Raw genomic sequence first — 15,503 nt, 5'->3', positions numbered from 1 at the left:
ATGTTCAAAACCGAAGAGCAGATAATGGCTTGCGATTCCTTGCGCCGGTTTCTGGATGACCAGATCGAACCGGAATACCTGAAGGTTAAGGATGCGCCGTTCGAAAAAGAAGTCATTCAGGGTTTCATGACGCGACTTGCCGAGTTCGGTCTGACATCGGCCCCGCATCCCGAAGAAGCGGGCGGTATGGGGCTGGATTGGACCACCCACCTGATGCTGTTCGAAGAGGTTGGTGTTACGGCAATAGATATCGCGCTGCCCATTCTGATCAACGTGGTGGCAGGTGAGATTCTGCTGAAGCTCGGGTCTGATGAGATTCGCAAAAAATATATCGGTCCGTTGCTTGCCGGTGAAATTACCGCGTCGATGGGCATATCGGAACCAAATGTCGGGTCCGATGTGGCCGCTGTCAAAACCCGAGCGCGGCGGGACGGCGATGACTGGGTGATCAATGGCGAAAAGACCTGGATCACCAATGGTCGCTTTTCGGATTTCCTGATATGCACCTGCGCCACCGATGAGGGCCTGACCCATATTCTAGTGGATCGCAAAGAGCATGGCTATGAAACCCGCGACATCAAAAAAATGGGTCTGAACGCACAATCCACGGCACAGATCTTTCTTGATGACGTGCGTGTGCCGATTGCAAACACGATAGGCGAGGTCGGCCGCGGCTTGCAGCAAACGCTTGTGGTGTTTGAACGGGCGCGCGTTCACATGGCCATGTGGGGAATCTCCCTGGCACGGCGCGCGTTGGAAGAGTCGATCAGATATGCGCAGGAACGCAACCAGCACGGCAAGCAGATAGCGGGTCACCAGCTCATCGCAGACAAGATCGCCGTAATGGCCACAGAGATTGATGCTGCGCGGCTTTTGACCCTCCGTGCCGCTGGCATGATCGACCGCGGCGAACGCTGCGACAAGGAATGTGCCATGGCCAAATGGTACGGCACGGAAATCGCAGTGAACGCAACGCGCCAAGCAGTGCAGATCCACGGTGGCAATGGTGTCACCACCGATTTTATCGTCGAACGGCTGGCGCGCGAGGCCATTATCGGGCCGATCCCGGACGGGACTACAGAAATACAAAAATTGCTGATCGCACGGACGCTTACCGGCGTGCAGGCATTCAAATAGGAGCGGTCATGGAAATCGAAGGCAAGACAATCATCGTCACCGGCGGGGCATCGGGTCTTGGCGCGGCGACGGCGAAATATCTGCGAGCACGCGGTGCCAAGATTGGTATTTTCGATATGTCGCAGGGCGCTGGCGATGCGCTGGTCAAGGAACTGGGTGCTTCAAACGCAATGTTCTGCAACGTCGATGTGACCGACGATGAAGGCGTGGACGCGGCAGTTGACGCCGTGGTTTCAAAATTCGGTGCGCTGCATGGGTGCATCAACTGCGCCGGGGTCGTCAGCCCGATGAAAGTGATCGACCGTGACGGCAAGGCCGCGTCGCTCGACACATTCCGCCGCACGGTTGATATCAATCTTGTCGGCACATTCAACGTAATGAGCAAAGCTGTTCAGCGGATGTTGTTGAATGAACCCGAAAACGGCGAAGAGCGCGGTGTTGTTGTCAACGTCTCCTCTGGTGCTGCGATGGAAGGGCAAATCGGCCAGCCGGCTTATTCGTCGTCAAAGGCGGGGGTGATGGGCCTTAACCTGCCTGCCGCGCGCGAACTGGGTGCCAAGGGCATTCGCGTCAACGCGATTGCACCCGGCCTGTTCGGCACGCCGATGGTCATGTCGCTGCCCGACAACGTGATCGCAAACCTCGAAGCCTCTGTCGAAGCGCCCAAGCGTGTCGGCCGGATGGAAGAATTCGCTCATTGCTGCGCCTTTCTGATCGAGAATTCATATATGAACGGCGAAACCGTGCGGCTTGATGCTGCCACGCGCCTGCAGGCGAGATAGGGCGATGCTGCAACGCTCAGGTCCCCTCAAAGGTGTACGCATTGTTGAAATGGCAGGTCTTGGCCCTGCGCCGTTTGCTGCGATGCATCTGGCTGATCTGGGCGCTGAAGTGGTGCGCATCGCGCGGCCCGGTCAGAAATTTCCGTTGCCGATTGATGCGAAATACAATCTGTTCAACCGCTCGCGCCGCAGCCTGACACTTGACCTGACAAAGGCCAGAGATGTCGACCGGCTCTGGCAGTTGATCGAACGTGCCGAGGTGCTGATCGAAGGGTTCAGGCCGGGCAAAATGGAAAAGCTGGGATTTGGTCCGGAACAGGTGCAGGCGCGCAATCCGGCCTTGGTCTATGGCCGATTGACCGGATGGGGACAGGAAGGGCCGCTGGCACATGCAGCGGGCCACGACATGAATTATGCCGCCATAACCGGTGCGGTTTGGGGTTTGGGCGATGCGGACCGCCCGCCACCTGCACCGATGAACCTGATCGCGGATCAGGGCGGCGGCGCGATGATGCTGAACGTTGGTATCCTTGCAGCCCTGACTCATGCGCGCGCCACGGGGCAGGGGCAGGTGGTCGATACGGCCATGACGGACGGGGTTAACCTGCTGATGACCATGCAGCACGGGTTGGTCGCATGTGGCGCTTGGTCTGATAAACGGTCTGGCGATTTTATCAACGGCGGCGTTGCGTGGTATCGTTGTTACGAAACGGGCGATGGCAAATATGTGTCCGTTGGATGTCTCGAACCGCAATTTTTTGCCGAACTTCTGGCACTTCTGGGCCTCACAGACGATCCGCGCTTTGCCGATCAATACGCACCCACCGCGCAGGCCAGTATGATGGACGCGCTTACGGAGATTTTCCTGACTGCGACCCAACAGGAATGGTGCGATATTCTGGAAGGCAGCGACGCGTGTTTCGCACCTGTGGTTTCTCTGGCTGACGCATCGGATCATGCGCATAATCGCGCCCGGGGCAGCTTTGTCACAGTAGGTGGCATCGAGATGCCGACGCCCGCACCGCGATTCTCGCGAACACAACCCGACACACCGACGACCGGAGATGCGGGAGAAATCAGCCTTGATGAAATCCTTGAACACTGGGGGAACAACGCATGACTGCCTTGTCTTTTGCCGATGCGATGCAGCTTTTTGTGGTCGGCCTGTCACAAGGGTGCCTTTATAGCCTGATCGCGATTGGTCTGGTGCTTGTGTATAAGGCGACTGAGCAGGTGAATTTTGCCCAAGGCGAATTCATGATGCTGGGGGCATTTGTCGGGTATCAGTTCATCGTGCTGATGGGGATGCCCTACTGGCTGGGTGCGATGTTGACATTGGTCTTCATGGGCGCATTCGGCTACGGCGTCGAAGCGCTTGTGGTGCGGCGCCTGACGGGCCAGCCGGTGTTCACTGTCTTTATCCTGACGCTGGCATTGGGTATCGCGCTCAGGGCGGTTGCAGGGATAATTTGGGGGTTTGGCAACTATTCGTTGCCTGCTCCGGTTGATGGCAATCTTACACTGGGCCCAGTGATCATTTCTTGGGCCAGCGTGTTGTCGATTGTTGTCACCGCGGTTGTCGCCAGCGCGCTGTACCTGTTTTTCCGTTACGCTCGGCAGGGTGTCGCCATGCAGGCGTTGTCCCTGAACCAGTTAGCAGCGTTCTACATGGGTATTCCTGTGAAACGGCTGACATCCTCGATCTGGGCAATGTCCGCGATCTTTGGCGGGATTGCCGGACTGCTCCTGGGGCCAATGACGTTGGTTTCGACGCAGATGGGTTTTATCGGGTTCAAGGCATTTGCAGGGGCAATTGTCGGTGGTTTCGGCTCCATCCCCGGTGCGGTGATCGGTTGCTTGCTGATCGGTGTGACGGAACCGTTTTTCGATATCATGTTCCCGACCCTCAAAGGAATTGGTGCCTACTTGATCATGTTCCTTGTGCTGTTGATCCGTCCGCAAGGCCTGCTGGCCCAAATTTATGCAAAGAAGGTCTAAGCCATGCGCGTAATTTTTCGCAAATCCTATGTTCAGGACATCCAGCTTTTCCGCGACCGTGGACAGGCATTCTGGTATCTGCTGTTTGCCGCGATCGCACTGGCCGCGCCGCTGTTTCTGGACGGCTATTTTCTGGATGAACTCTCATTCGTATTCATCTATGCTATCGCGGGTCTCGGGCTAATGGTGCTGACCGGATTTTCCGGGCAGGTGAGTTTCGGACAGGCGGCGTTTGTCGCAATCGGTGCCTACACTCACACGATCCTGCTGACCCGTTACAGCGTGCCGTGGCTTTTGTCGCTGCCGATAGCGGCGTTGGTGGCTGGGCTGGTCGGGTTGGCCGTCGGACGGATCTGCGGAAAGATGCACGGGCTGTATCTGGCGATTGCCACGCTTTCGATTGCGATTGTGACCGAACGGCTCATCGGTGGTGCGGGCGATTTCACAGGCGGTCATCGTGGCCTTTCGGTGCCGGAAATCAATATTCTCGGGCTGGCCATCGACGAAAGCTGGAAAGTTTATCTGCTGAATTTTGTCATCTTCGTGGGTTGTATCCTGATCGTTCGCAACCTGACACGCACAAGGTCGGGTCGCGCCATGATTGCGATCCGCGACTCCGAAGTGTCGGCGCGGGCGTTGGGAACCAATGTGGCCTTCTTCAAGGCATATGCGTTCTTCATCTCGGCAGTTTTTGCGGGCCTCGCGGGCGGGCTGCTGGCGCACGCCTTCTTCTACATCACGCCGGAAACCTTCGGAATGGGGGAATCCATCCGTCTGCTGTTGATGATCGTCGTCGGCGGGATCGGAACCATCCACGGCGCGGTTTTTGGGGCGTTCTTTATCGTGCTGCTGCCAACCGTGTTGAGCTGGGTCAAGATCGTGCTGCCCAGTGCAGTCGCCACGTCCGGCGGTTTCGATAGTCTTGCATTCGGTCTGATCCTGCTGGGGTTCATCCTGTTCGAACCTGACGGACTTTATGGACGCTGGACCAAGATCCATCACTATTTCAACGTGTTCCCGATGTACAAGAAGCGCAGTTTCCAGCGTCAGAAGACATTCCTCAAAACGGAGCGTTTAAGATGAACGGGTTGGAGATAGATAACGTATCGCTTTCCTTTGGTGGTTTGAAAGCGGTGGATGGCTTGAGCTTTTCAGTTGAACCGGGGTCGGTGTTCACCATCATTGGCCCCAATGGCGCGGGCAAAAGCACGGTGTTCAACCTCATCTGCCGGATTTACGATCCGTCGCAAGGCGACATCCGGTTCAACGGCAAAAGCCTGCGAAAAGCGAAATCCCATGAGGTAATCAACCACGGCATTGCGCGGACGTTCCAGAATATCGAACTGTTCGAACATGCGTCATTGCTTGATAACTTGCTGATCGGGCGCATCCGTCACGGCAAATTCGGGCCTCTGAGTGAGCTGTTTTTTACCCGTTCGCAGATGCGTCAGGAACTGGCCCACCGCCGCAAAGCCGAAGAAATAATCGAGTTTCTTGATCTCGAAGGCTACCGTCATGCACGGGTTGCGGATTTGCCGTATGGCGTGCGCAAAAAGACCGAAATGGCCCGCGCGTTGGTGTCGGAGCCAAAGATCCTGTTGCTGGACGAACCGTCAAGCGGACTGACCAGCGAGGAAACCGACGATACTGCTTTTGTGATTGAAGATATCCGCGAGGTCCTGGGTGTCACCGTTGTTATGATCGAACACGACATGAAACTGGTGAACAAAGTTTCGGACATGGTGCTGGCCATCAACGAAGGCCGGTTTCTTGCAAGCGGCAGCGCATCCGAAGTTCAAAGCGATCCCGATGTTCAGGCGGCATATCTGGGAGGGCAGGCAGCATGACCGAGGTACTGCGCGCCAGCAACGTCGAAACGATGTATGGCAGGGTGATGGCCATTCGCGGCATCAGCCTGACGGTCAAGGAAGGGTCGGTCGTTACGGTCATGGGCTCCAATGGGGCGGGCAAAACGACGATTTTGAAAACCATCTCCGGCGCGCTTGATCCGTTCAAGGGGCAGGTGGAATTTGAAGGGCGCGATATCACCGCGCTTGACCCAGATGTCATCGCGCGCGTCGGCATCGCCCATTCACCCGAAGGGCGCGAAGTGTTTTCCCTCTTGTCGGTCAAGGACAACCTGATGATGGGTGCCTATTGCCGCAAGGATCGCGATGAAGTGGCGCGTGACTTGGAAAAGGTGCTGGGCTGGTTTCCCGTGCTGCGCACCTTTCTGGAAAAGCAGGCGATCTATCTATCTGGCGGGCAACAACAGATGTTGGCTTTGGGTCGCGCGTTTATGCAGCGTCCGCGCGTGATGTTGCTGGACGAGCCGTCGCTGGGCCTGTCACCGCTCCTGATTTCCGAGATTTTCCAGATCATCAAACGGATCAACGTCGAAGAAGGCGTGACCATGTTGCTGGTTGAACAGAACGCCAGTGTTGCGCTGCCGGCCGCCGATTTCGGGTACGTCCTTGAAACCGGCCGGATCGTTATGGAAGGTGAACGCGACGTTCTCATGAAAAGTGCTGACATTCGCGAATTCTACCTTGGCATCAAAGCAGAAAGTGCGCGCGGCGACCGCCGCTGGAAAGCAAGAAAGACGTGGCGATGAACACAATGCAAGACCAATCCACCGCAGGATGGACGCCGCCGCCGGTCCAGATTGACGGCTGTGACACGTTCTCCAAACTGTTCCGGCAGAACTGCAAGAAGTTCGGCAACAAAATCGCAATCCGCGAAAAGGATTTCGGCATCTGGAAAGAATTCAGCTGGCTGGACTATTACGCATCCGCGCGCAGGGTCGGGTGTTCACTTATGGCGTTGGGCTACCGTGAAGGTGACGTGGCCGCGATCATTAGTGAAGACAACAAGGAGTGGGTGTTTGCCGACCTTGGCATCCAGTGCATCGGGGCCACGACTCACGGGCTATATCCTACTTTGCAGGAAAAGCAAGTTGCCTATCAGTTGAACGATAGCGGAGCGAAGGTGCTATTCGTTGAGGATGAAGAGCAGCTAGATAAGTATCTGGGTGTGGAGGACCAGCTTGATCATCTCGAAAAAGTTATCGTATTTGATATGGAAGGGTTGCGCAGTTTCCAGCATGACAAAGTCATAGGCTGGGAAGAATTTCTCGCACTGTCGGACGCTAAAATCGAAGAACTGAGCGTTGAATTTGAGCGCCGCGTTGATGCGGGCGATCCCGAAGATATCGCAACGCTGATCTATACGTCCGGCACAACCGGTGCTCCCAAAGGTGCCGCGATGTCGCACCGCTTCTTTCTAGCGCAATCGGATAATTACCCCGAATTGCCGCTCGGACCGGGCGATGAAGTTTTGACGTTCCTGCCGCTGTGTCACGCGGCCGAACGGATCCTGTCTGTCTGCGTGCCGATCCGTCACGGCATAACCATCAACATCGCGGAAAGCGGCGATACATTTGCCGCTGACATTCAGGAAGTCGCGCCAACATTCATCTTTGCGGTGCCGCGCGTGTGGGAAAAATTCTATTCCCGTATCAATTTTGTGATGAATGATGCCACCGCATTTGGCCGGTTTGCCTATGACCAAGCCCTGAAAACGGCTGGACGCAGGGAGGCATTGATTGCTGCGGGAAAATCTGTGCCGACGATGCTTAGGCTTAGGCATAAGGTGCTGGACTTTCTGGTGCTTCGAAATATCAGGGTCGAACTGGGACTGGCGCGCGCGCATACGATCGTATCGGGTGCGGCACCGATTTCAGCCCGACTGCTCAGCTGGTTCAATGCCCTTGGGGTGACAGTACAAGAGGCATATGGCCAGACCGAAACCGGCATTGTGACTGCAACCATACCGGGCAGATCACCGATCGGTTCCATCGGCCGGGCAATGCGCAATGTCGAAGCGAAACTGGCCGATGACGGTGAAATCCTCATTCGCTCATCCAGCAATTTTTCGGGTTATCTGAACCAGCCTGAAAAGACGGCGGAAACCGTGGTCGATGGCTGGGTCTATACGGGTGATGTTGGGACGATGGATGCCAATGGTGACCTAACTATTCTGGACCGCAAGAAGGACATCATCATCACCGCAGGCGGCAAGAACATTACGCCTTCGCAGTTGGAAAACGAGCTCAAATTCTCGCCCTATATTTCTGATGCGGTGATCATCGGGGACAAGCGCAAATACCTGAGCGTGCTGATCATGATCGACCACGAAAACGTTGAAAAATACGCGCAGGAAAAGCGTATCCCGTTTTCCAACTACAAATCCCTGTGCGCAAACACCCAAATCCAGGACTTGATCGAAGGCGAGGTGGAACAGGCGAACAGCGGTTTCGCGCCGGTCGAGCAGGTAAAGAAATTCCGGCTGATCGACGTACTTTTGACAGCCGAAGACGACGAGCTGACTCCGACGATGAAGCTTAAGCGCAACGAGATCGAGCGCAAATACAAAGACCTGATCGAAACGATGTATTGAAACACCAAAGGGAGAGACCAATGAAGAAACTAGCAACAGCACTTGCGTTTACCGCAATGACAGCCACCGGCGCGATGGCCGAGGGGCTGCAGGGCGTGACCGACGACATGATCACGCTTGGCACCTATACGGACCTAAGCGGGCCGTTGGCAGTCTGGGGTGTGCCCGAGGCGAATGGCCTGCGCATGCGCGTGGACGAGATCAATGCGGCGGGCGGCATTCACGGTCGCCAGCTTGAGATTATAATCGAGGACACGCAATATCAGGTGCCCCGCGCGATTCAGGTTGCAAACAAACTGATGCGCCGCGACCAGATTTTTGCGATGGTTGGCGCGCTTGGCACACCGATGAACCTAGCGATCATGCCGCAACAAATTGAAGCGGGAATTCCCAACATGTTCCCGATGTCGGCCGAGGTCGAGATGTATGAACCATTGGATCCGATGAAATACGCATTTTTTCGCAGCTATACAGACCAGTTTCGCGCGGGCGTTGCATACTTCAAGGAAAATGGTGATTTCTCAACACCCTGCATTGCGCAACTCGCAAATGAAGCTGGTGAATCAATGGCGCTTGGCGTCACGCAGCAATTGGCAGAGTATGACATGAAAGTCGCGGCCAAAACGGAGCATTCGGCAACCGAATCCGATATGCTCTCGTCTGTAACCACATTGAAAAACGCCGGTTGCGATATCGTGTTTCTGGCGGGTGGGGTGCGCGATACAATTCTAGTTGTTGCAACATCTAAAAAGCTTGGTTTTGAACCGACTTTCGTGACTGGAATGGTGTCCTATATGGATGCAGTTGCGACTGCCGCTGATGGCGCGATGGATGGTCTATATCTGGTATCGCCTTTTGTTTTTGCGAACGCAGGAGACTCCGAAGGGGAAGCAAAACGTATCCTGGAGAGTTACAGCGAAATTTACGGTGAAAAGATGGCCCCACAAGCGCAGCTTGGTTACGTTTTCATCGACCTGATTGCCGTGGCGCTCGAAGCTGCTGGTCGCGATCTGACGACCGAAGGATTTCTGGCCGCAACCGAAGCGATCACTAGCTATGTTGATCCGATCGGCGGCCAGTCGGTCAGCTTTGGCCCGGAAGACCATCAGGGCATCGAAAGTCTGATTATGGCAAAAGTCGAAGACGGTAAATGGACTATTGCGGCCCGCGGGCTCGACTACTAATCTGTCAGTGATAAATGCGGGCGGTGCTTCGGTTCCGCCCGTTGGTTTTGAAAGAGTAGCTTTGACTAGAATCCATTGGCACAAAAAAACCAAAGATGCCAAAGGCCAGCAAAAGCTGAAACGGCGGGCCATGCTCAATCTGGCCGCGCATTCGTTTTCAACAGTCGGATACAAACAGACATCGATGGATGACATCGCAGCGGCACTCGCAGTCACCAAGCCCGCGCTTTATTATTACGCCAAAAACAAAGAAGATATCCTGATGCAATGCGCCCGCATCTCGCTGGAGCGGGTCGAGCTATGCTTCACATCGGCAAAGGAAGTTCAGGGTAACGGGCTTGATCGTATCCGCGTATTCTTTAGAGTCTATGCGAACATGGTTGTGAGCGAATTCGGCTCTGCCTTGATGCGCGAAGCGCGGCGCAATCTGACCGGAGAAAATCAGAAGAATTTGCGTCAGACAATGATAGACGGTCAGAATTTTCTTGAAAGTATTATCGCAGAAGGGATCAAAGACGGTTCTATCCGCGATTGCGACTCAAAGCGCCTCGCACATGTGCTTTTTTCGGCCTTCAACCAGATGCCGATCTGGTATAATCCGAAAGGGCCGCTTAACCCAGAGAGTATTGCAGATGAAATGCTGGAACTAATCATCCATGGCGTGGGTGCGAAGAATACTTGATTCTAAATTTGTTGCCTATTCAAACAGCGCCGATTTTATTAAAGATTTAACATAAGATGGACTCTCGGATTTTTGAAGGAGCACTTTCATAATTAACATAAACTTCATTATGCGAATCTATCATGTACGCGGGTGCGCGCTACCCCCGACTGCGACTCTTGTTAGAAAACAAAAGGCGCAAGATAGAAGGTTGGCGGTACGCTGGGGTGCCGGTGAACGTGATGGCGCTCGACCATATTCCGCGAGTTCAAGCGCAATCCTTCTCCGATCCATGCATCCCGCTGGTCGAGGTGCCATAGAGTGTCACGCAGCATCTATTGCGGCATCTCCCCCGAAATCCGTTTGAGTCCGGCAGCGCGGGGATCATAGTGATAGCCCGTTATTGTGCCGTCCCTGATCTTTTCGACAGCGTCGTTGATTACAAAGAGAGGAACGAGGAACCATTCTCGCGGGACCACAGGCCTTCCAAAGCGATCCATGATCTCGATCTCGAGCCGTGCAGGTTCGAAAATGCGGTGGATCAGGTTCTCCAACTTGGACCGATTGATGTTGTAGAGCTCGTATGTCGCGACCACCTCGACATTCGCCATCAGAAACGTCGGCTGCAACTGCGCGCCGGCGATCCGCTTCTCGACGCTCATATTGGTAACGCCGATCTTGTGCACCAGTTCCCGGTTTTCCGTGACGAGTGGATGATCGGATTTGCTGCGAAGCACATAAATGATCCCGCTCGCCTCATCACCATCGATTGTCTGGTCCGAAAAAAGTGGGCCTGCCGATGGGTCAGTGATTCGGCGTCCCGCGCCGTCCTTGTTCAACGCGCGCTGGAGCGAGCGCATCAGCATGTTGCTCTCGGTGCCGTTGTCAAAAATCACCCGCAGACGAGCATCGGTACGACCTTGCTCATTCGTGATGGTCTCACCCTTTTCAGTAACATAGGCTTTCTGACCGCCGACGATGAAAAAGCGGCCCTTCTCAATCTCGGCTTTCATCTCGAAAGGGCGGGTCTCCCGCAAACCGCTATCCAGTTCTTTCTGGACCATCTCGAACAATGGCTTGAACTTCGAAAAATCTTCGCATTTTTCGCGATTGGCGACCTCGTCGGCGGCCTTTTTCTCGGCTGTAGAGCGGACATGCTTCAATTCTGTGAGTGGTGACTTGGCTACTTCTACGCCCAACTCAGCGAGCAGGGCATCGTCTTCTAGATCTTCGGCGCCCGACGTTGAGGCCGCAAAGGTTTCTGCAAGAAGACCTTGCTCGTCCAGTGGGGCAAGGAGATCGCGGCACTCCTGCAAGTCGCGGATCCGATCAAGACGCACGGCGTAGAGGCGTTCAAAGATATCAAGATCCTCCCCGTGTTGGGGAGGCTGGCCATGCTCCTCTGCAAATCGCGAGATTTCCTCAAAACCTGCGACGATGCGTTCTTCGCGTGGTGTGCGGCTGAGCTGCTTCTTGACTTCGACCTCGACGCCAAGCTCAGCAAGGAGGGCATCATCTTCGTCGGTGAAACTCTTAGCCATTGGCAGCTTCCTGCTTCATGCGCGCGAGATAAGCCACACCTTCGGCCATTTTCTTTTCCCACGGGTCCGGTGAAGTAATCGACGGCAGGCGGCCTCGCTCTTGCTTGAACTTGACGGCTCGCTTCGCAAGATCGCGCGCCTCATCCGGTGACAGTTGCACTTTTTTCGCCGAGATGACGGCCTGGACCTGCCGAAGGCTTTCCTCGCTCATAGTCTTTGCCAGAATCGAGTAGGCTTCGCCGAACGGGTTGATGCGATCAATCAGGTCGATGTCGAGTTCGCGCACGTCCATTGCGAATTTGCGCACCCCGTCGATCAAGGCGGTATTGCCGGTTGTTTCTGTGTCATCGCGGTTCGACAGCGCGATCTCTTTTGCCTTTTGGGTCAGGTTCAGCGCAGCAACTGCGTGTTGGCGCACCGCTTCCTGATCCTCTGCATCTAGCTCTGGGAACCTAGCACCGACAATCTTGCCCATGCGGACCTGCGTCAGTTCCTCCGGCACCAGCTCTTCGTCGAAGAGACCCCGTTCGATCGTAGTCTTGTCCTGAACGAAAGCTGTGATGACCTCATTGAGGTCCTCTTGGCAGATGCGCTTGGCTTCCTTGCTCTTGGGTTCGACCAGGCCTTTGATTTCGATCTGGAACTGCCCGCTGGCCTCGTCGAAGCCGACGTTTTCCTTGTTGGGATCATAGCCGCCCTCACCGTAATCAAACCCTTCGACAGGGCCACTTTTCACGGTCTTGGGTGTGAAGTTGAAACGCGGGGCCAGCACCTGTTCCATCAGCAGGCTCGCTGCGATCGCTTTCAGTGTATCGTTGACTGCCTCGGTCACGGCTTCGGCCGCGGCGTCGGGCTCCGCGATAAGGTTGGTGAAGCGCGCGCGCATCTTGCCCTCGGCATCGCGGGTGGCACGGCCGATGATCTGCACGATCTCCGTCAGGCTGGCGCGATAACCCACCGTCAGGGCGTGTTCGCACCAGATCCAGTCAAACCCTTCTTTCGCCATCCCGAGGGCGATGATGATGTCGACATGGTCGCGGTTGTTCTTATGCGCAGGGTCCTTCAGTGCGTTGGACACCTTGTCCCGCTTGGCCGGTTCATCATCGACCAGATCGGCGATGCGCAGCACCCGCTCCTCGGGCGTCTTGACCAGCTGAAAGCCTGTGATGGGATCCGCTCCCTGCCAATCGCCCAGGGCGTCAATGATATGCTCGACCTCGCGATGCTTGTCCTTGGTGCTTTCGCGCGAGTTCACGTTCGGGATGTGAAGGATCGTCTTCTCGGTCGGATCCAAAACCTTGAGAATGTCGTCCGCATAGGACCCGGAATAGAAGAAATAACCGATGTCAAGCGTCTTGAGGTATTTGTAGCCATTCAATTGCTGATAGTAGGTATAGGTGAAGGTATCGAACTTTGCCTCATCTTCGGGCGACAGAACGGCTTCGGCATCGCCGCGGAAATAGGACCCGGTCATCGCAACCAGATGCACCTTGTCGCGCGCGACAAGGGCGCCCAGATGCGTGCCCAGCTTATTATCAGGGTTGGCAGAGACGTGGTGAAACTCGTCTACCGCGATGAGCCGATCGTCAAACGCTTCAATCCCGAACTTGTCCACGGCGAACCGAAAGGTCGCGTGGGTGCAGACCAGAACCTTGTCGTCGCTCGCCAAGAACTTGCCGACAGCGCCCACTTTGCCATCATCCCCGCCGGGAGCGTTGCACAGGTTCCATCGCGGTTGCACGGTCCAGTCTGCCCAGAAGCCGTACTTGCTCAGTGGCTCGTCGTTGAAGCTGGACCCGATGGATTTTTCTGGCACCACGACGATGGCCTGACGCAGGCCCTGGTTGTATAGCTTGTCGAGTGCTATGAACATGAGCGCGCGGCTTTTGCCAGATGCCGGCGGCGACTTGATCAGCAGGTATTGCTCGCCCCGCTTCTCATAGGCACCCTCTTGCATTTCGCGCATGCCAAGCTCGTTCGATTTGGTCGAGCTTCCATTGGCCGCGTAATTGACAGAGACGGAAGGAACTTGCTTTGTCATGATGTTTTCCTTCTGAGGGGCGCAGAATCATTCGCTTTAGGGCAGGCAATCAAAACCCGATCAAGTAGCGATACCGCACCACGCCTATCGTAACAGTATGATTTATATGTATTTTCCAATTTACGCCCTCTAGCCCACATACGCACAATCAAAACCCGATCAAATGTTATCCCTGTCACGCCCATGAGGGGACATAGCCAGCACGAGGGCGTTCAGCATCCGCAGGACGGATCAGACCAGCATCCAGCGTTGCGCGAATAACCCGCGACGCCTGCGCAGCGTTCTGGTCGTCGATGCCGAGCCGCTCCCGAAGTGTCGCGTTCGTCATCTTCTGACCGCCTACGTATTTGAGCGCGGCATGTTGGTAACACGCTCGCACGGCTTCTTCCGGTGTCATGTCCGCAAAGCGGCGTGGTGCAAACAGAACCACGCGCACGGCGTCTCCCTCCATGCGGAAATCCGGTGGGGGCAACTGGTGTAGCTCAACCGCCGAGATCACCTTGTCGATGCCGGTGCCTTGTTCTTCGCAAAGTTTCATGCGCCGCATCAAGGAAGCAAGAGCTTCATTTCGGGAACGCGGGGGCGAGTCCAAAAACCGGTCGGGGCTAACCAAGGGGGCGCCCGGGTTCGTGATCTCCATGCGATCGCTGAATAACTCGATGAGTGGACCGGCACCGGTGATCGTCATGTCCTGGTGGATCAATGCGTTGGCGATCAATTCGCGGATCGCTATCGACGGGTAGAGCGGACGCTCCTCGCGGAATGCTTTACCAATCAATTCGTTGCGGGGCAGAAGGCCGTCGATGTAATCCACCAGCCCCTGAAATCCCGCTGCATAGCCGCGCTGGCCGTCCTGGCGGTGGCTCACGTCATCTGCACGTCCGGTGCCAGCATAGGCCACGAAACGAACCCCTTTGCGCTCTACAGAGGGGCCGAAATCGGAAAGTTTCTTGGCATACAGGATTGCGCCCAGATTGGTAATGTTCCAGCGGTCGCTTACATCTTTCTGGATCAGACGATCTGCCAATAGCTTGTCGAAGATCCCCTGCCTGTTATCCGGCAAGGGCTGGCCCGTAAGATCGAAGTAGTTGGCGTAATTCAGCCGCGCAAGAACGTCGTCGCCGGACAGGAACTGCGCCGCGACGCCTGTCTCCCAAGCGTAGGGCTGCAACTTGCTCCAGAGGGCACGCAGGCGTTCCGGATGGTCGGACAGGCGCGGCGTGGCACTGCCGATGCGCAAATAGGCGGTCCGGTCAAACTCTACCGGAGCGGTTGCGGCGGCGGGGATAGTCAGCAGGATCAGGCGCTGCCCGTCATGATCGACCTCTTCGAACCGGAACTCGATGCCCGGCTGGAGGTGGTTGGCCACCCACAGTTCGAGCGGCTGCCCCTTCTCCTTTTTCACGGTCGGCTCGAAACTCGTGCCGACAACCGCATGATCGCCGTCTCGCACCCCCCAGACCACATAGGCATAGTGCTGATCGGCCAGCCGTGCAGCATTGGACAAGGCAGAGATCAGCTTGCCGATCAACGGCCCGTCGGCATTGTTTTCCTTGAACTCGATCCATGTGGTTTCCGCTGGTTTGGCACGCAGATCGTCCACCAACCTGCGGGTGCGTTCCGCGCTCATGACAGGGTCAAGGGTCATAGTGTGTCCACTTTCTGACCCACCACGCCTGGGTAGCGTTTGTCGTAGGGGCA

The 15,503-nt window shown here is 55.8% G+C and carries 13 protein-coding genes; 10 read left to right on the top strand and 3 right to left on the bottom strand.

Features of this window, described 5'->3' with window-relative positions; translation table 11 throughout:
- The 10 genes from SULPSESMR1_RS24680 (at window position 1) to SULPSESMR1_RS24635 (ending at window position 10,241) form a co-directional block, all read left to right on the top strand.
- Complete coding sequence (locus SULPSESMR1_RS24680; RefSeq protein WP_009808032.1) at window positions 1-1,137, top strand: acyl-CoA dehydrogenase family protein; 1,137 nt, start codon at window positions 1-3, stop codon at window positions 1,135-1,137.
- A gap of 8 nt (window positions 1,138-1,145) precedes the next feature.
- The gene (locus SULPSESMR1_RS24675; protein WP_009808033.1) at window positions 1,146-1,919 is read left to right on the top strand and encodes an SDR family NAD(P)-dependent oxidoreductase; all 774 of its coding nucleotides are present in this window, start codon (window positions 1,146-1,148) and stop codon (window positions 1,917-1,919) included.
- 4 nt (window positions 1,920-1,923) lie between these two features.
- Complete coding sequence (locus SULPSESMR1_RS24670) at window positions 1,924-3,039, top strand: CaiB/BaiF CoA transferase family protein (protein ID WP_009808034.1); 1,116 nt, start codon at window positions 1,924-1,926, stop codon at window positions 3,037-3,039.
- A complete protein-coding gene (locus tag SULPSESMR1_RS24665) occupies window positions 3,036-3,917 on the top strand; it encodes a branched-chain amino acid ABC transporter permease (RefSeq protein ID WP_009808035.1) in 882 nt (293 codons plus the stop codon). The genes SULPSESMR1_RS24670 and SULPSESMR1_RS24665 overlap by 4 nt, the downstream gene beginning before the upstream one ends.
- A gap of 3 nt (window positions 3,918-3,920) precedes the next feature.
- Window positions 3,921-5,000 carry a branched-chain amino acid ABC transporter permease gene (locus tag SULPSESMR1_RS24660; RefSeq protein ID WP_009808036.1) on the top strand — a complete coding sequence of 360 codons (1,080 nt, stop codon included), beginning with the start codon at window positions 3,921-3,923 and terminating at the stop codon, window positions 4,998-5,000.
- Window positions 4,997-5,764: an ABC transporter ATP-binding protein gene (locus SULPSESMR1_RS24655; protein WP_009808037.1), complete on the top strand. Its 768-nt coding sequence runs from the start codon at window positions 4,997-4,999 to the stop codon at window positions 5,762-5,764. The genes SULPSESMR1_RS24660 and SULPSESMR1_RS24655 overlap by 4 nt, the downstream gene beginning before the upstream one ends.
- A complete protein-coding gene (locus SULPSESMR1_RS24650) occupies window positions 5,761-6,531 on the top strand; it encodes an ABC transporter ATP-binding protein (RefSeq protein WP_009808038.1) in 771 nt (256 codons plus the stop codon). Before SULPSESMR1_RS24655 ends, SULPSESMR1_RS24650 begins: the two co-directional genes overlap by 4 nt.
- Window positions 6,528-8,375, top strand: a complete 1,848-nt coding sequence (locus SULPSESMR1_RS24645) for an AMP-dependent synthetase/ligase (RefSeq protein WP_009808039.1) — start codon at window positions 6,528-6,530, stop codon at window positions 8,373-8,375. The genes SULPSESMR1_RS24650 and SULPSESMR1_RS24645 overlap by 4 nt, the downstream gene beginning before the upstream one ends.
- 20 nt (window positions 8,376-8,395) lie before the next feature.
- Complete coding sequence (locus SULPSESMR1_RS24640; protein ID WP_039965744.1) at window positions 8,396-9,559, top strand: ABC transporter substrate-binding protein; 1,164 nt, start codon at window positions 8,396-8,398, stop codon at window positions 9,557-9,559.
- 61 nt (window positions 9,560-9,620) lie between these two features.
- The gene (locus tag SULPSESMR1_RS24635; protein WP_074647008.1) at window positions 9,621-10,241 is read left to right on the top strand and encodes a TetR/AcrR family transcriptional regulator; all 621 of its coding nucleotides are present in this window, start codon (window positions 9,621-9,623) and stop codon (window positions 10,239-10,241) included.
- A gap of 314 nt (window positions 10,242-10,555) precedes the next feature.
- On the opposite strand, the gene SULPSESMR1_RS24630 is transcribed toward SULPSESMR1_RS24635, so the two are convergent.
- From SULPSESMR1_RS24630 to SULPSESMR1_RS24620, 3 genes are all read right to left on the bottom strand, one after another.
- Window positions 10,556-11,761: a GIY-YIG nuclease family protein gene (locus SULPSESMR1_RS24630; protein ID WP_074647010.1), complete on the bottom strand. Its 1,206-nt coding sequence runs from the start codon at window positions 11,759-11,761 to the stop codon at window positions 10,556-10,558.
- On the bottom strand, window positions 11,754-13,802 hold the full coding sequence (locus SULPSESMR1_RS24625; protein WP_074647012.1) for a pseudomurein-binding repeat-containing protein: 2,049 nt from the start codon (window positions 13,800-13,802) through the stop codon (window positions 11,754-11,756). The genes SULPSESMR1_RS24630 and SULPSESMR1_RS24625 overlap by 8 nt, the downstream gene beginning before the upstream one ends.
- Before the next feature lie 175 nt (window positions 13,803-13,977).
- Window positions 13,978-15,432 (bottom strand): ATP-binding protein, encoded by a 1,455-nt coding sequence (locus SULPSESMR1_RS24620; protein WP_074647085.1) that lies wholly within the window; start codon window positions 15,430-15,432, stop codon window positions 13,978-13,980.
- Window positions 15,433-15,503 lie beyond the last annotated feature (71 nt).

The organism is Pseudosulfitobacter pseudonitzschiae (genome assembly GCF_002222635.1).
Lineage (GTDB): Bacteria > Pseudomonadota > Alphaproteobacteria > Rhodobacterales > Rhodobacteraceae > Pseudosulfitobacter > Pseudosulfitobacter pseudonitzschiae_A.
Note: the sequence above shows the minus strand (reverse complement) of the source record. Positions and strands in the feature narration are given on the sequence as shown.